Source organism: Bradyrhizobium sp., assembly GCF_022844465.1.
Taxonomy (GTDB): Bacteria; Pseudomonadota; Alphaproteobacteria; order Rhizobiales; family Xanthobacteraceae; genus Bradyrhizobium.
The window spans coordinates 1,137,101-1,154,103 of the sequence record NZ_JALHLP010000001.1; the positions used below are offsets into that span (position 1 = coordinate 1,137,101).

A 17,003-nucleotide genomic window follows, 5' to 3' on the forward strand; every position below is an offset into this window, starting at 1 on the left:
CCCTGCTTCAGAACGTCGCTTTCAGGCCTGCGTAAAAGGCGCGCGGCCGCGCCGGGCTGACCGAACGCGCGTCGGTGAAGGAGACGCCGCCATTGGCGAAATTGGGCACGCCACCGGTATCGAAGAAAGTCCCGTAGGTCGCATAGCGGTTATCGAAGACATTATCCGCGCGGGCGTAGATCTGGAACGTCTTGTTGATCTGATAGGAAGCGTGCAGGTTGAAGACCGCATAGGACGGCAATCTCTGTGCCTGATTGGATTCATCGCCGACAAAATACTGGCTGTCGACGAACAACGCATCGCCTCCGACCTTGAAGGCATCGGTGACCGCATAATCGATACCGAACTTGAACCGGTTGCGGGGTATCGTCGGAATGCGATTGCCGGGCAGAATCTGCACATTGCCGCTGGCATCGGCGAACGGGCTGTTGGAGCCTACCTGGAGTGAATCGAGGAAGCGTGCATCCACGAGAGCATAGCTGGCATAGAGTTGCATCGTCTTCGACGTCAGATTGAACTGAGCTTCGATGCCCTGGCGGCGCGTCCGACCCACGTTCTGGAAGTAGCCAAATCCCTGCAGCTCCGGGCTCGGAATCGCAAGGATGTCATCGGCATTGGTTGCGCGGAACGCTCCAACCTTCCAGCCGAGCGTTCCGACATTCAGTTCGGTCGTTCCGCGGAAACCGGCCTCCACGGTACGGGAGACAACCTGTTTCAGCGGCGGGTCGGCGATGAGGAATGCGGCGATGAGACAAGGGCGCGCAGGATCGGCGCATGCGAGCTCCAGCGGGGTCGGCGCGCGATTGGCTTCGGCATATCCGGCATAGGCCGTCAAACCCGGTGTGAACTTGTAGGTGCCGCCGATCATCGGATTGAAGCGGCTGAACGTGTGACTGCCGTTGAGCGCGGTGCCGATCTGATCTTGAAGATCGATGATTGCATGGGTGAACCGGCCGCCGCCCGAGATTGAAAGCGCATCCGTCACGTCGAACGTGTCGAGCGCATAGAGCCCGGTGTACCGGTTGGTAGCTCGAAGCGCGACCGGGCCGATCGAAATCGGCTCGCCGGACGGGCCGAGATACATGCCGCTGCCGTTGACGACGTAGTTTGAGCCGATCGTGCCCAATTCCGCGCTGGCCCCGAAGCGGGTGACGCTGGAGTCGAAACTGGTGCCAACCATGAACTGGTTGTTGTGCCCGAAAAGCTGGCCGGTATTGGTTGCCTGAAGGGTCACCCCGGTCGTGACCGAACGCGTTGTGGTCCGGTCGATCTGTCCCAGCACAGCGTCGGGACCGAAGGGATTTGCGAGCTGGACGCCATTGAGGCCATTTGCCGGCACGTCATCGTCGTTAAAGCAAAGTAGCAACGGATCGGCTGCACATGGCTGGGTGGCAGTTGGATTGCCATCCACCGTCTTGTGCTGGAACGCGCGGACGCGCGCCGAGCCTTCGATCGTCCAGGTCGGTGTGGCCTCGACCTTTCCGGTCAGACTGACGTAGGCAACGCGGTTGGCTGTCGTTTGCGGCGTGGTGTAGGTCGCCCCCCAATAGTTCTGCAGCAATTCGATCGGCACCGTCGCAGCCGCGCCGAAATTGTTCTTGGCAACTCCCATGTTGAGGTGAAATTCACTGCTATCGGTCCGGTATCCGACATCACCGTAGAAACGACGAATTTCCGACTCCGAAAAGTTGCGAAAGCCATTATCACGCACTCCCTCGAGCGCGCCATAGACAGCAAACTTATCGATCTGCTTGCCATACTGCGCCGAACTCTGGATGCGTCCGAACGAACCGCCCATCGTGTTGATTTCGGCGCCACGATAGTTGAAGCCATCCTTCATCTGGACGTTGACGGCGCCGCCCAGCGCATTGAGACCGAACGCGGGATTGTTGGTCACGACGGTGACCGATCTGATCGCGGCTGTCGGGATCAAATCCCAATTGACGGTGTCCCCAAACGCTTCGTTAAGGCGCACGCCGTTCTGGTAAACCGCCAGTCCCTGAGGAGTACCGGCGACCGGAGATGCAACGAAGCCTCGAAATTGTATGTCAGGCGTAAATGGATTTCCGGTCGTATCACTGATGATGATGCCCGGCACCTGTTGCTGTAGTGCGTCCGCGATGTTCAGCGAGCCGGTTCTGGCAATTTGTCCGGCACCCACCGCGTTGACGCTCGCCGGCACCTTGTCGACATCTATTCCCGAACCCGCCGTCGGCGCGGGTGCGGTCGGATAGACGTACACCCTGCGCGTGTTTGTGGCGGCCCGGGTGGCATTTCTGTTGCGGACCGGCTTGGCCCTCGTCGTCGGCGCAGTTACCTCAATCGCGGGCAATACCTCGGCAGCACCAGCCGGGTCCGGGGCTTGAGCACAAGCACTCGTCGGAACCAGACCCAGTGACATTGCCCCAATAAACAGGAACCGAACGCCCATTTGCATCCCCACTGCATTCCGGCCGAGTTGGTGTCTGCCGGTCAGTAGCGAGCAATCTAAGGGCTCAAAAAATTTGCGCACCATTCAAAACGTCCCGAACAAGTTCGGGAAAATTCCCGAATCAGCAAAGCACGTCGCTGGGCACCACTGCCTCTACCGTTACACCGCTTTCACCGGAAACAATCGTGAGGGAGCCACCCAATGCCAAAATGCGCTCACGCATTCCCACTAGCCCGTAGCCAAGCCTGTGACCCGGCCGCAATCCGATGCCGTTGTCGCGGACCCGCACCCGTGCGGCGCCATGGCCGGTGTGCGTCAGACCGGCAGGCAGCCCGGTGGGTTCGACGGTTACGTTGACGCAGGTGGCGCCGGCGTGGCGAAAGACATTTGTCAGTGCTTCCTGAATGGTGCGGTAGATCGTCAGATCGGCCGTCTCTCCAATCTCCCCAAGCGACTGCGAGATTGCCGCTTCAATCGTTACTTCCGGATGTGACTCTCCCCATAGACGCAGCAGGGCTCCGAGCGCTTCACGAAGGCCTAGCTCTGCCAGCCCCACCGGCCGTAGCTTTTCAAGGATCCGCCGATTGGATTGCTGCAAGGCGTTTACCTGCTCCAATATGGCGCTGCCGTGCTTTCGCGCTTCTTCCGCGTTCAGACCCGTCGCATCTGCAATCCGTGTCAGCGCGCTGGCATGAGCTCGCAAAGCAAAGAGATAGGGTCCAACTTCATCATGAAGCTCGCGTGCAATTTCCTTGCGTTCGACATCCTGCAGCGAGACGACACGCTCGGCCAGACGCCTCTTGTCGTCGACCGCATCGCCCAGCGTAGCCGCCAGGTGATTCAACTTGTCGCAGATGGCAACGAGTTCCGGCGGGCCGTCCGGTTTCACGCGCGTGTCATAGCCGCCGGCCTCGATCTTCGTCATCGCCTCCGAGAGCGCCTGGATTGGTGCGAGCGCCCGCCTCACGACCCTGCTTGTAATGAGGAAGAGCACGATCGCGATCGCTGTGCCGACCTGGAGCTGGGTGATGATTCCGTCCCAGATCTCGGTCATCTCGTCGTTGGGATGCGAAGTGATCAGCAGCGAACCCGGCTTTCCCGTGATCGAAATCGGCACGTTCACGGTGGTTTGTTCGGGGTGAACAAGCCTGACAAACCATCCCGGCGGGGAGCGCGCATCGGAACTGTCATCCGGCCCGTCCGCGATCCCGGATCTTTCGGCTACGGCCCCTTGCCGCATGATGCTGACATGGCGGAGCCGGTTGAGGTCGTAAACAGTCTGATTCAACCGCGCTTCGGGATCCGGCGCCTCGTTGAGCCCTGCAACGATCGTATCGATAAATTCACGCGCCAACCTTATGACGCTTTGATCTTCGGCCTGAACACGAGGTCCGGCCTCGAGCACGAGCCGCGCAACATTGATGGCCAGACCGAGCGTGAGGACAAGCGCGAGCAGCAGGTTGACCCGGGCGCGCAAGGAGAGCTTTTGCCACATATCGTTTGTCCAGGAGTGAAATCGCCTTTGTCTGAGAGCGAACTCGTCGTCGATTCCCCGATTGAGCGAAGCGTTGACAGATAAAACAGTCGCCTATCTAATTGAAGCGTATAGCAACATCGCCCGGGTTGCATGATTATCGGCGGCAAGTATCCGAAGTCTGCGCCGGTGTTCCGCCTTCGGTGCAGCAACGGGATTGACGTGGCTATTCGGGACCAGTGTGCCAATGCGCGTTCTGATCGTTGATGATCATCGCATCGTTGCTTCGGGCTGTCGTGCCTTGTTCGCTAACGACCCGGAGATCGACATCGTGGACGCCTCCGACGCGGAGAGCGGCGAGCGCCTGTTCGGCGAACGGCACCCGGACATATGCGTGATCGATATCAATCTGCCGACAGTGTCCGGGTTTGAACTGGCGCGGCGCCTGCTCGGGCGCGATCCGTCCGCGCGCATCATCATTTTCAGCATGAACGATGATCCGGTATTCGCCGCGCGCGCTATTGCAGTCGGCGCCAAGGGGTTTGTCCCCAAGACCGGAGATCCCCAGGACCTTGTCGAGGCCATCCGTGAAGTAGCAAAGGGCGGGGTCTATTTGCCGCCGGCGATTGCGCAAAGTATTGCATTCGCTGGCCCCTCCTTCGCGCGAAGCCCACTTACGAAACTGACTGCGCGCGAGATGGAGATATTGCGGCTGCTCAGTGCAGGCAAATGCCTATCCGAAATCGCGTGGCTGATCCACTCCTCCTACAAGACTGTCGCCAACACATCCTCGATCATGCGCCACAAACTCGGCGTGCGTACGTCAGCCGAACTGGTGCGATTGGCCATCGAAAACGGCGTGGCCTGAGATTGCGCCGCGCGGCAGGGAACGACAAGTTCATGACGATTCAAACGGTTTCGCTCAACAAATCGCATGGAGGCATGCAAGGCGTTTACATGCACGCCAGCGCTGAGACCGGGACCGACATGGCATTTTCGGTCTATGTCCCTCCCCATCGCGATGGCGCAAAGCTGCCCGTGGTATGGTATTTGTCGGGACTGACCTGCACCCACGCCAACGTCACTGAAAAAGGTGAGTTGCGCAGCGCCTGCGCCGAACTCGGATTGACCTTCGTTGCCCCGGACACCAGCCCGCGCGGTGAAAAAGTGCCCGGTGACCCCGCCGGCGCCTACGATTTCGGGCTCGGTGCCGGCTTCTATGTCGACGCAACGCAGGAGCCTTTCGCGCGCAACTACCGCATGTGGAGTTATGTCACGGAGGAACTGCCGAAACTGGTCGCCGATAATTTTCCCATCGATGCCCGGCGGCAATCCATCCTCGGTCATTCCATGGGAGGCCACGGCGCACTGACCGTCGCTTTGCGCCATCCGGATCGGTACCGCGCCGTCAGTGCCTTTGCGCCGATCGTTGCTCCCTCGCAAGTTCCGTGGGGTATCAAGGCGCTGGGAGGCTATCTCGGAGCCGACAAGCAAGCATGGCGCAGACATGATGCGGTTGCGCTGATCGAGGACGGTGCCAGATTCTCCGATTTACTGGTGGACTATGGCGACGCCGATCAATTTCTCGCCGAGCAGATTCGCCCGGAATTGCTGAAGGATGCCTGCGAGAAGGCGAACATTCCCCTCACCCTTCGCCGCCAGCCAGGTTACGATCACAGCTACTATTTCATCTCGACGTTCATGGCCGATCATTTGCGCTGGCATGCCGCGCGCCTGAAGGCTTGAATTGTCTATTATTCATTGCGGCTGGGGCTTGCCATAATTCGGCGCCAGCAATCGGTTGCGCACGAGATAGTTCGTCGCCCGCATCCAGGATTCATCGGTGTTGCCGCGGAAATCGGCATTCATTGCGGTAATGAGTTGTCCGGTATGGACATCGCGCACGAAGATCGTCAGGTTAAGAATCAAGGTCGAGATCTTCCTTATGAGCCCGGTGATGACCAGATCGGCGCCGATCTGCTGCGCATATTGAACGTCGCAGCCGCCGCAGGCCTGGAGATTGCTGCCCTCAGCCGCTGCCTTCACCGGAGAAATGTCGAGGAGCTGGAACTTTCCGGATTCCGTCAACTGCCTGCGCACCAGATCGCCGATGCGCATCAGTCGGTCGTGCTCGTCGGCTTGAGGCCCTCTCATCTCGCCCTCGAGGCTCGTATCCAACAACTCGAAATCGAAGATCGCCAGCTTCGGTGGATCGGCGCGCGCCGGTACCGACACCAGGAGTATGAGTGCGGCCAGGGCAAAGTACGCTCTCATGACCGTGACCCCCGAACTCGACCGTCGCGCAACGACGAAATGCGAACTTGCAAGTTAGAGCAATTCCGTCATGTTTCAAGTCAAGAGTGCCTGCAAAGGCAAGCGCGCCTCCATCGTCGTCAGGTCGAGGGGCATCAGGGAGCGCCCATGATCCGACAATTGGTCGGTGTGATCGGCATCAGCCTCTTGGCCAGCTACGCGCTCGCCGCCGACCCGGTCGAGGTCGGCATCGGTTATCTCGGCCAGGCCGGCGTCAGATCGAAATTGTCTCTCGTCGAACAACCCTCGGAGAATGACGGCATCGCGGGCGCGCGTCTTGCGATCGAGGACAACAACACCACCGGAAAATTTCTCAATCAGCGCTTCTACCTGGAGGAGGTTCGGCTGAAGGATGGCGAGGATATCGCCAAGGCGGCAACGGCCCTCGCCAGCCGCAACGGCTTCATCATCGCCGATCTTCCTGCCGAGGCGCTCTTGAAGGCTTCCGATGCGCTTCGCGGCAGCAAGACCGTGCTGCTGAACGCCGGATCGACCGACGATCGGCTGCGCGAGCAGGATTGCCGTACCAATGTAATCCATGTTGCGCCGACCCGCTCGATGCTCGCCGACGCGTTGGCCCAGTATCTGGTATGGAAGCAGTGGAAGCGCTGGCTGCTGGTGGTCGGTTCACATGAGGCCGACAAGCTCTACGCCGATGCGCTGCGACGCGCGGCCGCGCGATTTGGAGCCAAGATCGTTCAGGAACGTGTATTCGAAGATGCCGGCGGCGCGCGCCGCACCGACAGCGGCGTGACCCTGATCCAGCGCCAGATGCCCGTCTTTACGCAGCAAGCGCCGGCCTATGACGTTCTCGTCGCTGCCGACGAAAGCGAGGTTTTCGCCTCCTATCTGCCTTACCGCACCTGGGACCCGCGGCCGATCGCCGGCTCGGCAGGCCTGGTGCCGACGAGCTGGGACGCGGCGCACGACCAGTGGGGCGCGATCCAGATACAAAACCGCTTCATCAAGCTGAATTCGCGGCGCATGACGGCACGGGACATGCAGGCCTGGACCGCAGCGCGCATGATCGGCGAAGCAACGTCGCGCATCAACTCCGGCGACCCGAAATCGGTGTTTGACTTTCTCAACGGAGCTGATTTTTCCGTTGCGGCGTTCAAGGGGCAGCGACTGACGCTGCGGGACTGGAACCTGCAGCTTCGCCAACCCATCCTGCTGGTCGATGGACGCATGGTCGTCTCGGTTTCGCCGCAGGAGGGCTTCTTGCATCAGCATTCCGAACTTGACACTCTCGGCGTCGACCGGCCCGAAACCAAATGCAAACTGAATCGATGACGGAGGGATCGCGGATGTGGCGTCGATGTCTGCTTCCCGGAATAGCTGGGTGGCTCGCGGCCGTAACGCCCGCTATGGCTTTCATCGCCTATGTGTCGAACGAGAAAAGCAACACGGTATCAGTGATCGATACCGAAAAATGGACTGTCACCAATACCATCAAGGTCGGCCAGCGACCGCGCGGCATCGAGTTCACGAGGAACGGCAAATTCGTGCTGGTCGCGGTCGGCGATGACGACAGGATCGAGGTGATCGATACCGCGACCCAGCAGGTGGTGGACAGCCTGCCCTCCGGCCCCGATCCGGAACTGTTCACCCAGGATGCCGCCGGCAAGATCCTCTATGTCGCCAACGAGAACGACAACACAGTGACAATCATCGACCTCGAAAAGCGCGTCCGCGTCGGTGATGTCCAGGTCGGCGTCGAGCCCGAAGGCATGGCGATCAGCCCGGACGGCAAGATCCTGATCAATACCTCAGAGACTACCAACATGGCGCATTTCATCGACACCGCGACGCGTCAGATCGTCGCCAATGTGCTGGTCGATGCGCGGCCACGCTTTGCCGCATTCAAGCGTGACAGCTCCGAATTGTGGGTGTCGTCGGAGATCGGCGGCACCGTCTCCATCATCGATCCTGCCAAACGGATCATTACCGGCAAGATTGAGTTCAGCATCCCTGGCCTGCGGCGCGAGGCGATCCAGCCGGTCGGCATCGGGATCACCAAGGACGGCAAGACCGCTTTCATTGCGCTCGGCCCCGCCAACCGAATTGCGATTGTCGATGCAAACACCCATAAGGTCACGAAATATCTTCTGGTCGGGCAACGGGTGTGGCACATGGCCTTCACCCCGGATGAGAAATATCTGCTGGTGACCAACGGCGTTTCAAACGATGTCTCGGTGATCGACGTGGCAGCGCAAAAGGTGATCAAGACAATCCAGGTCGGCGAACTGCCCTGGGGAATTACGTTTGCTCAGCCATGACGGCGATCAGCGCGCACAATGCCGGTCTCGCACCGCCGGACATCCCAACCCGGGACGATCCGGCGGTTACTCCCGCATTGTCGATCGAAGGCGTCAGTCATTCCTATGGATCAAGGCGGGCTCTGGTTGACGTCAACTTCGAGGTTGCACCGGCGAGCTTCACCGCGCTGCTTGGCCTCAATGGCGCCGGCAAGAGCACGTTGTTCTCGTTGATTACGCGGTTGTTCGGCATTCAGGCTGGGCGCATCGGCATTTTCGGCCACGACATCGGCCTTGCGCCCAGCGAAGCGTTGCGGCTGCTTGGCGTGGTATTCCAGTCCCGCACGCTCGATCTCGACCTCTCGGTGACGCAGAATCTGCTCTACCACGCCGCCCTGCACGGCATCGCCAAGCGCGCGGCACGCCTGCGCAGCGAGGACCTGCTGACGCGCATCGCACTTGCGGACCGCGCCGGTAGCAAGGTCCGCGACCTATCGGGCGGTCAGATGCGGCGGCTGGAAATCGCGCGCGCTTTGCTGCATCGTCCGCGCCTGCTGCTGCTTGACGAGGCCACCGTCGGGCTCGACGTCAAGGCCCGCACCGACATGCTCGGACACGTCCGGCAGCTTGTCATCGAGCAAGGCATCGGCGTGTTGTGGGCGACCCATCTATTTGACGAGACCATGCCCGGAGATGACCTTGTGGTCCTGCATCAGGGCCGGGTTCTTGCGCATGGCCGGGCCGAGAACATCGTCGCCGACGCCGGAGCCCGTGACATCAATTCCGCATTCATGCGCTTGACCGAGGCTGCGGCGGATCCTGGGAGCTCCGCGCCATGAGGTCCACGACCGTCAACCGAAACCACGGTGGCTTCTCGCTCGTGCAATATGTCACCTGCCTGAACGGCATCGTGTGGCGCGAGGCCCTGCGCTTCGTGCACCAGCGCGAACGTTTTGTTTCGGCGCTGGTCAGGCCGCTGGTGTGGCTTTTCATCTTCGCCGCCGGCTTCCGTCAGGTCCTCGGCATCTCCATCATCCCGCCCTACGAAACCTACATCCTCTATGAGGTCTATATCGCGCCCGGATTGGTGGCGATGATCCAGCTTTTCAACGGTATGCAATCGTCGCTATCGATGGTCTACGACCGCGAGATGGGAAATATGCGTACCTTGCTGGTAAGCCCGTTGCCGCGCTGGTATCTGCTGTTCTGCAAACTTGGGGCGGGAACCGCTGTCTCATTGCTTCAGGTCTATGCTTTCCTCTTGATCGCCTGGTTCTGGGATATCGCACCGCCGCCGATCGGCTATCTCACGGTGCTGCCGGCGCTGGTCCTTTCGGGCTTGATGCTGGGCGCGCTCGGCATGCTGATCTCCTCCGGCATCAAGCAGCTCGAGAACTTTGCCGGCGTCATGAATTTTGTCATTTTCCCGATGTTCTTCGCCTCGTCTGCGCTTTATCCGCTTTGGCGGGTGCAAGAGAGCAGTCCCCTGCTCTACTATGTCTGCCTGTTCAATCCATTTACCCATGCGGTCGAACTGATACGCTTCGCGCTGTACGGACAGACAAACTGGATTTCGCTGGTCGTCGTCTTTTGCTGCACGACGGCCTTCATGATCGGAGCCATATACGCCTATGATCCATCACGCGGCCTGGTCCGCCGCGGGCCCGCTGGAGGCGAGACATGAGACGGCAGATCGCGATCGGGGTGCTCCTCTTCGCCGCAGCGTCGACTGAAATCTGCCTTGCCGCCGATCCGCGCTACCCGGACTGGCCATGTACCCAGGCCAAGGTCCCGGAAATCTCGCTCGCCGCGGTATGGGCAGGTCCGCCGCTCGACGACATCAAGGACAAATGGAAGGACGACATCAAGGTGAGCGCGCTGGTTTCGAAGCTGGCCGCCAGACGGACCTCCCTTGACGACGCCCAGAAGCTGATTGCGGAATCTTTCGTGGGTTCGGCGGTCGAAAAGGCCACGGCGGGCAAACTCCTGTTCGCTGGCCTGTTCGAGAGTCTCAACGCACAGCGCACGTCGGTCATAAACGGACTGGAACGGATCACCCGCAAGCAGCGCGACGCAGCAGACAAGATCCGATCCGATGTGTCTGCCCTGCATGCGCTGCAGGGTGCGTCCCCGCCCGACCAGACCCGGATCGACGATCTCAGCAATCAACTGGTCTGGCAAACCCGAATTTTTGAGGACCGGCAGCGCGTGGTCAAATTCGTCTGTGAGGTGCCTACCGCGATCGACCAGCGGTTGTTCGCGCTTGGCCGTATGATCCAACAGGAGATTGAATAGCGAACCCGCGACCCTGCAAGGAAATACGCGCTAACGCGGTGATAACCCTTCTTCGTCTGTTCTGGGTTCAGGCTGCGCTTCAGCGACCGGCAGGTTGGCGTGCTCCCAACCTTCGGTTCCCTCAGGGTACCAGGCCACATTGGGATAGCCGTAGGACAGCACTCGTTTCGCCGCGTTCCAGGACATCCAGCAGCTTTCCTGACAGTAGATCACGAGCAGCGCAGCATTGTTGCCGCCGGAAGCCCGTTCGAGCCCCCGCCGCAGATAGGCCTCGGTTGCCGCCGCCAGTTTGCCGTATCCAGTGTCCGGCAACCAAATGCTGCCGGGAATGTTAAGCCGCGGCTTGTCGCGCCAGACCGTGCCAGAAGGAAGGTTTTGAGGCTTTGGCGCACGCGGCAGCACGTCGATGAAGGCACCCTTGCCTGCGCGCCAGATCGCTTCGGCCTCTGCGGTTGTTAAGACGCGTACGCCGGCGAGCGTTGCAGGAACAGGCGCGCGATAATTGTCCGTGCGGTATTCGTCAGGCTCGGCCACGTTCTGCTGCGCGTGAGCTTCGGCTGCGAGCGCAAAGGTCGCAACGACCACACACGCAAGCCTCCGTATCATGGCGACTTCGTCGCCGTCTCGGCGCCGATCGGCCGGTCATTCTCGTCGAGCAAGGGAACGCCGAAGTCGAGCAGTATCTTGTTGATGGCCGGCTGGTTCTCCTGGATCAGACGATTGAGAAGCCGTTTCCAGTTCTGGTCGGCTGGCCGGACCGCCATGCCGATGCGATAGGCAAGCCGGGATCCCATGGTTTCCTTGACAAGGGGCGTGACATGAAGTGGCGGGCTCGCTTTCTTGGCGAAAAAGCCGGCGATCGGTCCCCACAGAATGGCGGCGTCAATCTTTCCCGACGTCAGGTCGTCGATCATGACTTCTGCCGACGAATCGATGCGCGTATCGACCATCAACGGGTAGGACTTGGCGTCCGCCATCAAACCATTGGCGGTCATGCTGGTGGCGGGCGGCGTGCCGGCAACAATACCGATATGCTTTCCCTTCAGGCGACTGTCGCCCAGGGTCGCGACCTCGTCAAGACCGCTGCCTTGCTTGGTAACCAGCGCGTATGCCGTCCGGTAGTAGGGATTGGTACCCTGGACCATGTCATCGCCTTGCGGAAAGCCCATGATGACGTCGCAGCGATGAGCGGCTAACGTCATCCGGACGAAACCGGTCGCTTGCGGAAAGTACATGTAATCCAGCTTTTTCTGCAGCTTTTCCGCGAATAGCTCGCCGAGCCTGTTCTCGAAGCCCTCACCCTGGTCGTTCGAGAACGGCAAATTGTGCGGATCGGAACAGACCCTCAGCACCTTGGGATCGACGAGTTCGAGTGACAGGTCGGTGCCATCATTCGTCTGCGCCCGGGAAATGCTGGCGCCGGCAAGTGTTGCAGTGATCGCCATCAGCGCGAGAAGCAAGCCGGGACGTCGCGCAAGATTTGTCATTGCTGTGTTCCTCTCGATCAAACACCGGCTGCCAGCCATAGATTGCGCAGTGGGCGATGGCGTGCAACAGGAATAATCTTCGGGATGGATCGGCCAGCCATGCTGCGGCGCAAACCCGCTTCACCGGGACCACTACGAACGATATCGCGGACAATTCTATCTTGAAGCATTTCGACGGACCATGGGCGACCAGTTGTTGGATGGGGTGCGCATGATACCGCCCACGCTCCTCGTCGGCGGCACCGTCAAGCTCGATCTCGGTTCGCTAATCCTGACCTTAAGGTCGTGGCCTACCGCGCACGCGACAACGACCTCTCCGCGCTCGACGAGCAAACCAAAACCCTGTTCGCGGGCGATCTCGTATTCCCCACCCACATTCCGGTGCTGGACGGCAGTATTCGCGGATGGCTGGGGGTGATCGACGAACTCAGCACCCTTCCCGCAAAACGCGTGTTTCCCGGTCACGAACCTGTGAGCGACTGGCCGGGCGCCCTCTCCGACCAGCGACGTTACCTCGAGACACTGGCGTGGGATGTTCGCAAGCTCATCGCCCGTGGCGAGCCGATTACGGTCGCTGCCGACACCGCCGCGGCCACCGAGCGATCGCGATGGCAATTGTTCGACGACTACAATGCGCGCAATGAAACACCGCATTTTCCTAAATTGAATGGGAATAGCCCGCCTGATGGCGTATATTGACGGCGCAACGTTCCATCCCAGCGAGGGGCAGCAGCCATGCTTGGACGTCGTTTCCATCTTCTCTGCGTCGCCAGTCTCCTGAGCGTCATGCTCGGCGTGCGTGGTGCGCCCGCCGCAACGCCCGAGGCCTACGATCCGTGGCCCGGCCTGGCCCAGGACATCTTCAACAATCGTCCGATGAACGATGGCGCCGACGTGATCGCTATCGAGATGCCGTATCGTGCCGAGGATGCGGCGATCGTTCCCGTCACCCTGCGTACCAAACTGCCGCTGGGCGACAGCCGCCGCGTGCTCACGATCACGCTGGTCATCGACCAAAACCCAGCACCAATGGCCGCAAAGTTCGAACTGGGCCCCGACGCCAATGTGACCGAAATCTCGACGCGGGTGCGTGTCAACAACTATACCGATGTTCATGCCGTAGCGGAACTGAGCGACGGCAAGCTTTACATGACGAAAACTTACGTGAAGGCCTCCGGTGGCTGCTCCGCCCCGGCCACCAAGGACATCGACGAAGCCAGGAATAGGTTGGGCCAGATGCGATATCGGCAATTCGCGCGACCCAGTCAGGGCCCTACCAGCGGCGCCCGCGAGGCGCAGATCATGATCAGTCATCCCAGCCATTCCGGCCTGCAGATGGATCAAGTGACACAGCTCTACCTCCCGGCCTTCTTTGTAAACGAATTGCGGCTGTGGCAAGATGATAGTCTGGTACTTTCGATGGAAGGTGGGATCTCAATCTCGGAAGACCCCAATATCCGCTTTACCTATGTTTCGAATGGCGCGAAACGTTTCCGCGCCGAAGCCAGGGATACCCAAGGACACGTATTCCGGAAGGAGTGGAAGATCGACGATTCCGGCATTTGACGCGACGCGATAGGCCAACATCGGCGCTTGCGCCGACGCGTCTAGAAACATCTCACTTCCGCTTCGGCCTGCGCCCGCCGGAGTTCATTGAGCGCTCCAGCCGCCTGCTCGGAAGTACGGAATTGTCCACCCAGATTGCCCCGAACCTGCGACATGCTTAGGACGGTTTCGGCGGTGACATAGCGGTGATAGGGCAGGAGCGACGCGATAATGTCGATTGAACAGGAACATTGTTCCATCGCCTGTCGTGTCTCGCCATTCGCCTTGAGACAGCCAAAGACATATTCCGCTCGTGCCGAAGTCGGGTAATCGTTGATTTCCTGAGCCCTCGCGATCATTGCCGTCGCCCCCAGCGCGGTCAACGCGGTGACGATTCGTCGTACCGATCCGTAAGGCGCCATCGACTTTCTCCCCGCTCTGGACTGCGAGACTATGCTATGACTAACCCGCAGAAAAGATGACGTTCGAACTAGTGGCTCTGACACGATGTGACTTTTGTTCGCATGCTGCTGCGGAGGATAACCGTGAAACGCTGGCCCGGAATCGCAGTGCTCAGTCTTGCTGTGATGACCATGACAGCGGCGGCGCAGGACATGATGCGTCACATCGACCTGTCGTCGCCCGATATGGTTACGGCCGAAATGAACCGTGCAGAAGTCGAAGCCGCGCTCGCTGCGGCGACCATCGCCGCGCCCGCCGATTTCACCGGAAAGCGATTGTCCGGCCTCGACCTCTCGGGGCTCAACCTGTCGGCTGCGATTTTTCGCGCTGCACGGCTCAACAAGACGAAGCTGACCGGCGTGAAACTGGATCACGCCATTCTCGATCAGGCGTGGCTGCTCGAGGCGGATCTTACGGGCGCAAGCCTGAAAGGCGCCAACCTGTTCGCCTCGCAGATGGCTCGCGCCCGGCTCGATGGCGCCGATCTCTCGGGAGCACGCATTGCCGCCGATCTTTCCAGCGCGAGTCTCGTCGGAGCCTCGATCTCGGGTGCAAATCTGAGCGCCGACATGCGCAACCAGTCGATGGGCCTGATGCGCGCGGTGCTGAAATCCGCCAATCTGGAACGGTTGAATGCGCGCGGCGCAAACCTGTCTCGCGTCGATCTCGAATTTGCCTCGCTGAAAGCTGCCGACCTCACGGGTGCTTCCCTCAAGAACGCCCAACTCGGTGGCGCCGACTTGACCGGGGTCACGGTCGTCGAAACCGATTTCGACGGCGCCGATCTTGATTCAACGAAGTTGATAGCTCCAATCGGCCTCGACCGCGCAAGAAATTTCGAGAAGGCGAAAAACCGGGAACGTCTGATAAGGCACTGACGCCTTCAGGTTTGCCACGGGAGGATTGAGTGATGCGATGCATGCTGGGCTTGGTTCTGCTATTGTTCGCTGGCGCTGGCGACGTTGCCGCGCAGAGCAAGGGCATCCGGCTCTGGAACCTGACCACCTCGACGATCTCAGGTTTTCAGTTGTCGCCGGCCGGGACGGACGCCTGGGGACCGAACCAAACCCTGAACGACAGGGACAAGGAGGTCGACCACAACGAACGCCTGCGCATCACGAGCGTGGAGCCGGGACGCTACGATGCCAAGGTGAGTTATCGCGACTCAAGGCAATGCCTGGTGAGAGACATCGAAATCAGGGCAGACGCAGTGTTCTCGATAGCCGACAAGGATTTGAAGGACTGCAGCAAGTAATCCTTGCTGCAGCCGCGCAAGATCGCTTCAGCCTGCGGGCGCAACCACGCCCTTATCCGCCCGGTCGTTGAGGCGCGGATATTCGCAGCGCCACTTCACTGCGGTCCATTTGGGATGCTCGCCAACCCATTGCGCGATATAAGGCTGCGCAGCCATGACACATTGCTGCAAGGACGCGTTCGAGACAAATACAAGATGCCTCTCTTCGCAGGTGGCCGGCGACAGCACGGCACATACCGTCAATACCAGGTCGATCGCATTCATGCCTGAGATTCCCAGAGCTAGTGCGTTGAAAGATAACACAAACAGCTACGTAACAGGCAGGCAAAGCTTCACCATACCGTGAATACCCGGCCCCAGGTCGGCGCCGTGGCGGCCGTCCGCCTCAAAAGTTAACGCCGAATCTCAGCCGCACGTGATGGCGTTCGAAGTTGGCCAGATCGAGGGCCGCATTCGATCCGGCCGGACGTCCCCAGGCCTGAATACTCCAGGCTGCGGTCAATCGTGAACGCGGCGACAATTGGAAATAGGCGGTTGGTCCAACAAATAGCGCCTGACCCGTCAGTTCTTGCAAACCGATCCCCTCATACTGACGCAGATAGCGTGCTTCACCGCCGAGAAGGAAATCCGGACGTGTTCGCACCATCATGGCGAACGCGGCGCCGACAGTCGATTCCTGCTCTGCAGTCCCGATGCCGACCTGCCGCGTCCATTCCGGCTGGTAGATCAGATTGAGTGCGGCAACGGCGACATTCGGAATCACTTCCCGGTCGAACGCCAGCGTTAATCCTGTACCGTAGCTTCGGACCGCCGCCGCCGTGGTCTCGTTGATGCGGGTGGCGTAGGTTTCTACCACCATGGTAAAGCCAAATGCGGCCGCGTCCCGATCGAGAAACCGGTAGCGCAGGTCCACGGAAATACCTTCCCACGACAACTGCCGTCGATCTTCCAGACTAGGTACACCGCGGATGAAATGGGACGTAAAGCTGGTGCCTAGTTCCACCCGGACATTCCTGACAGGCACGAATTCCAATTGAAATTCCTGGCCGATTGCCCGGTAGTTCCCGCCGTTCCTGGCAAATCGTCCGAAAGTCTGGCTCTGGAATTCGCGCTCTCCGACCTTTCCGATGTCGGTGCCGATCATGAAACCGAACAGATGCTCGGTATCGATGCCCTCAGCGCAAACGCCGCCGGGAAGCAGCGCGCAGAGACACACAAACGCCATCCGGATGATCTTCGAACGAAACGGCATTCAAAAGCCATAGGAATGAAAAACGACGTGAATGAAACGAGGCGCCACTGATCGACGCAACCCTACCATAATGCAGGGGCTGGCGGCCATGGAATTGGAATTCGCGGTCCCCGCGTTCCGGTGACGGCGACGCCGGTTCAGGCGCGAGGGTCACAATACGTGGAACTCGAATAGCAAAGCTTCCTCTACGAGAAGCCTGACGCGTCGAACTTTCGCCTGTCGATGCAAGGC

General features: G+C 60.0%; 19 protein-coding genes. 11 read left to right on the forward strand and 8 right to left on the reverse strand.

Annotated elements, in window-relative coordinates; all coding sequences use genetic code 11:
• Nucleotides 1–7: 7 nt before the first annotated feature.
• Both Q0D31_RS05375 and Q0D31_RS05380 read right to left on the reverse strand, forming a co-directional pair.
• Nucleotides 8–2,515 (reverse strand): TonB-dependent receptor, encoded by a 2,508-nt coding sequence (locus Q0D31_RS05375; RefSeq protein WP_291846149.1) that lies wholly within the window; start codon nt 2,513–2,515, stop codon nt 8–10.
• Between the two features lie 37 nt (nt 2,516–2,552).
• A complete protein-coding gene (locus Q0D31_RS05380) occupies nt 2,553–3,926 on the reverse strand; it encodes a histidine kinase (protein WP_291846151.1) in 1,374 nt (457 codons plus the stop codon).
• Between the two features lie 226 nt (nt 3,927–4,152).
• Between Q0D31_RS05380 and Q0D31_RS05385 the strand changes: the two genes are divergently transcribed.
• Together Q0D31_RS05385 and fghA are read left to right on the forward strand one after the other, a co-directional pair.
• The gene (locus Q0D31_RS05385) at nt 4,153–4,773 is read left to right on the forward strand and encodes a response regulator transcription factor (protein WP_291846153.1); all 621 of its coding nucleotides are present in this window, start codon (nt 4,153–4,155) and stop codon (nt 4,771–4,773) included.
• 32 nt (nt 4,774–4,805) lie between these two features.
• Nucleotides 4,806–5,651, forward strand: a complete 846-nt coding sequence (fghA, locus tag Q0D31_RS05390) for an S-formylglutathione hydrolase (protein WP_291846805.1) — start codon at nt 4,806–4,808, stop codon at nt 5,649–5,651.
• Between the two features lie 12 nt (nt 5,652–5,663).
• Here fghA and Q0D31_RS05395 read toward each other — a convergent pair whose 3' ends face one another.
• Complete coding sequence (locus tag Q0D31_RS05395; RefSeq protein ID WP_366518494.1) at nt 5,664–6,179, reverse strand: DUF3280 domain-containing protein; 516 nt, start codon at nt 6,177–6,179, stop codon at nt 5,664–5,666.
• Between the two features lie 147 nt (nt 6,180–6,326).
• On the opposite strand from Q0D31_RS05395, the gene Q0D31_RS05400 reads away from it, so the two are divergent.
• From Q0D31_RS05400 to Q0D31_RS05420, 5 genes are read left to right on the forward strand one after another with little or no spacing between them, the layout of a single operon-like run.
• On the forward strand, nt 6,327–7,511 hold the full coding sequence (locus Q0D31_RS05400) for an ABC transporter substrate-binding protein (RefSeq protein ID WP_291846160.1): 1,185 nt from the start codon (nt 6,327–6,329) through the stop codon (nt 7,509–7,511).
• Nucleotides 7,493–8,497, forward strand: a complete 1,005-nt coding sequence (locus tag Q0D31_RS05405) for a YVTN family beta-propeller repeat protein (protein WP_291846167.1) — start codon at nt 7,493–7,495, stop codon at nt 8,495–8,497. The genes Q0D31_RS05400 and Q0D31_RS05405 overlap by 19 nt, the downstream gene beginning before the upstream one ends.
• Nucleotides 8,494–9,315, forward strand: coding sequence for an ATP-binding cassette domain-containing protein (locus tag Q0D31_RS05410; protein WP_291846170.1), 822 nt, complete (start codon nt 8,494–8,496; stop codon nt 9,313–9,315). The genes Q0D31_RS05405 and Q0D31_RS05410 overlap by 4 nt, the downstream gene beginning before the upstream one ends.
• Nucleotides 9,312–10,160 carry an ABC transporter permease gene (locus Q0D31_RS05415; RefSeq protein ID WP_291846172.1) on the forward strand — a complete coding sequence of 283 codons (849 nt, stop codon included), beginning with the start codon at nt 9,312–9,314 and terminating at the stop codon, nt 10,158–10,160. The genes Q0D31_RS05410 and Q0D31_RS05415 overlap by 4 nt, the downstream gene beginning before the upstream one ends.
• Nucleotides 10,157–10,771 (forward strand): hypothetical protein, encoded by a 615-nt coding sequence (locus tag Q0D31_RS05420; RefSeq protein ID WP_291846179.1) that lies wholly within the window; start codon nt 10,157–10,159, stop codon nt 10,769–10,771. Before Q0D31_RS05415 ends, Q0D31_RS05420 begins: the two co-directional genes overlap by 4 nt.
• Nucleotides 10,772–10,801: 30 nt before the next feature.
• Here the strand turns inward: Q0D31_RS05420 and Q0D31_RS05425 are convergent, their stop codons facing one another.
• Both Q0D31_RS05425 and Q0D31_RS05430 read right to left on the reverse strand, forming a co-directional pair.
• Complete coding sequence (locus Q0D31_RS05425) at nt 10,802–11,377, reverse strand: PQQ-dependent catabolism-associated CXXCW motif protein (protein WP_291846187.1); 576 nt, start codon at nt 11,375–11,377, stop codon at nt 10,802–10,804.
• Nucleotides 11,374–12,216 carry a substrate-binding domain-containing protein gene (locus Q0D31_RS05430; RefSeq protein WP_291846809.1) on the reverse strand — a complete coding sequence of 281 codons (843 nt, stop codon included), beginning with the start codon at nt 12,214–12,216 and terminating at the stop codon, nt 11,374–11,376. The genes Q0D31_RS05425 and Q0D31_RS05430 overlap by 4 nt, the downstream gene beginning before the upstream one ends.
• 327 nt (nt 12,217–12,543) lie before the next feature.
• Between Q0D31_RS05430 and Q0D31_RS05435 the strand changes: the two genes are divergently transcribed.
• Both Q0D31_RS05435 and Q0D31_RS05440 read left to right on the forward strand, forming a co-directional pair.
• Nucleotides 12,544–12,957 carry a hypothetical protein gene (locus Q0D31_RS05435; protein ID WP_291846196.1) on the forward strand — a complete coding sequence of 138 codons (414 nt, stop codon included), beginning with the start codon at nt 12,544–12,546 and terminating at the stop codon, nt 12,955–12,957.
• Between the two features lie 87 nt (nt 12,958–13,044).
• Nucleotides 13,045–13,824 carry a quinoprotein dehydrogenase-associated SoxYZ-like carrier gene (locus Q0D31_RS05440; RefSeq protein ID WP_291846812.1) on the forward strand — a complete coding sequence of 260 codons (780 nt, stop codon included), beginning with the start codon at nt 13,045–13,047 and terminating at the stop codon, nt 13,822–13,824.
• Nucleotides 13,825–13,865: 41 nt separating this feature from the next.
• Here the strand turns inward: Q0D31_RS05440 and Q0D31_RS05445 are convergent, their stop codons facing one another.
• The gene (locus Q0D31_RS05445; RefSeq protein ID WP_291846204.1) at nt 13,866–14,225 is read right to left on the reverse strand and encodes a hypothetical protein; all 360 of its coding nucleotides are present in this window, start codon (nt 14,223–14,225) and stop codon (nt 13,866–13,868) included.
• A gap of 123 nt (nt 14,226–14,348) precedes the next feature.
• Here Q0D31_RS05445 and Q0D31_RS05450 point away from each other — a divergent pair, with 123 nt between their 5' ends.
• Nucleotides 14,349–15,143, forward strand: a complete 795-nt coding sequence (locus Q0D31_RS05450; protein ID WP_366518495.1) for a pentapeptide repeat-containing protein — start codon at nt 14,349–14,351, stop codon at nt 15,141–15,143.
• A 32-nt stretch (nt 15,144–15,175) separates the two neighbouring features.
• A complete protein-coding gene (locus tag Q0D31_RS05455) occupies nt 15,176–15,520 on the forward strand; it encodes a hypothetical protein (protein ID WP_291846214.1) in 345 nt (114 codons plus the stop codon).
• Between the two features lie 27 nt (nt 15,521–15,547).
• On the opposite strand, the gene Q0D31_RS05460 is transcribed toward Q0D31_RS05455, so the two are convergent.
• Nucleotides 15,548–15,784: a hypothetical protein gene (locus Q0D31_RS05460; protein ID WP_291846219.1), complete on the reverse strand. Its 237-nt coding sequence runs from the start codon at nt 15,782–15,784 to the stop codon at nt 15,548–15,550.
• Nucleotides 15,785–15,905: 121 nt separating this feature from the next.
• A complete protein-coding gene (locus tag Q0D31_RS05465; protein ID WP_291846227.1) occupies nt 15,906–16,772 on the reverse strand; it encodes a hypothetical protein in 867 nt (288 codons plus the stop codon).
• Nucleotides 16,773–17,003 lie beyond the last annotated feature (231 nt).

What these genes read in the sequence shown, in the direction of transcription:
- Q0D31_RS05445 (WP_291846204.1), bottom strand. Translation starts at nt 14,225, where the DNA reads ATGGCGCCTTACGGATCGGTACGACGAATCGTCACCGCGTTGACCGCG.
- Q0D31_RS05440 (WP_291846812.1), top strand. Translation starts at nt 13,045, where the DNA reads ATGCTCGGCGTGCGTGGTGCGCCCGCCGCAACGCCCGAGGCCTACGAT.
- Q0D31_RS05425 (WP_291846187.1), bottom strand. Translation starts at nt 11,377, where the DNA reads ATGATACGGAGGCTTGCGTGTGTGGTCGTTGCGACCTTTGCGCTCGCA.
- Q0D31_RS05420 (WP_291846179.1), top strand. Translation starts at nt 10,157, where the DNA reads ATGAGACGGCAGATCGCGATCGGGGTGCTCCTCTTCGCCGCAGCGTCG.
- fghA (WP_291846805.1), top strand. Translation starts at nt 4,806, where the DNA reads ATGACGATTCAAACGGTTTCGCTCAACAAATCGCATGGAGGCATGCAA.
- Q0D31_RS05455 (WP_291846214.1), top strand. Translation starts at nt 15,176, where the DNA reads ATGCGATGCATGCTGGGCTTGGTTCTGCTATTGTTCGCTGGCGCTGGC.
- Q0D31_RS05405 (WP_291846167.1), top strand. Translation starts at nt 7,493, where the DNA reads ATGCAAACTGAATCGATGACGGAGGGATCGCGGATGTGGCGTCGATGT.
- Q0D31_RS05380 (WP_291846151.1), bottom strand. Translation starts at nt 3,926, where the DNA reads ATGTGGCAAAAGCTCTCCTTGCGCGCCCGGGTCAACCTGCTGCTCGCG.
- Q0D31_RS05460 (WP_291846219.1), bottom strand. Translation starts at nt 15,784, where the DNA reads ATGAATGCGATCGACCTGGTATTGACGGTATGTGCCGTGCTGTCGCCG.
- Q0D31_RS05410 (WP_291846170.1), top strand. Translation starts at nt 8,494, where the DNA reads ATGACGGCGATCAGCGCGCACAATGCCGGTCTCGCACCGCCGGACATC.
- Q0D31_RS05395 (WP_366518494.1), bottom strand. Translation starts at nt 6,179, where the DNA reads ATGAGAGCGTACTTTGCCCTGGCCGCACTCATACTCCTGGTGTCGGTA.
- Q0D31_RS05385 (WP_291846153.1), top strand. Translation starts at nt 4,153, where the DNA reads ATGCGCGTTCTGATCGTTGATGATCATCGCATCGTTGCTTCGGGCTGT.
- Q0D31_RS05465 (WP_291846227.1), bottom strand. Translation starts at nt 16,772, where the DNA reads ATGCCGTTTCGTTCGAAGATCATCCGGATGGCGTTTGTGTGTCTCTGC.
- Q0D31_RS05415 (WP_291846172.1), top strand. Translation starts at nt 9,312, where the DNA reads ATGAGGTCCACGACCGTCAACCGAAACCACGGTGGCTTCTCGCTCGTG.
- Q0D31_RS05375 (WP_291846149.1), bottom strand. Translation starts at nt 2,515, where the DNA reads ATGGTGCGCAAATTTTTTGAGCCCTTAGATTGCTCGCTACTGACCGGC.
- Q0D31_RS05430 (WP_291846809.1), bottom strand. Translation starts at nt 12,216, where the DNA reads ATGGCGATCACTGCAACACTTGCCGGCGCCAGCATTTCCCGGGCGCAG.
- Q0D31_RS05400 (WP_291846160.1), top strand. Translation starts at nt 6,327, where the DNA reads ATGATCCGACAATTGGTCGGTGTGATCGGCATCAGCCTCTTGGCCAGC.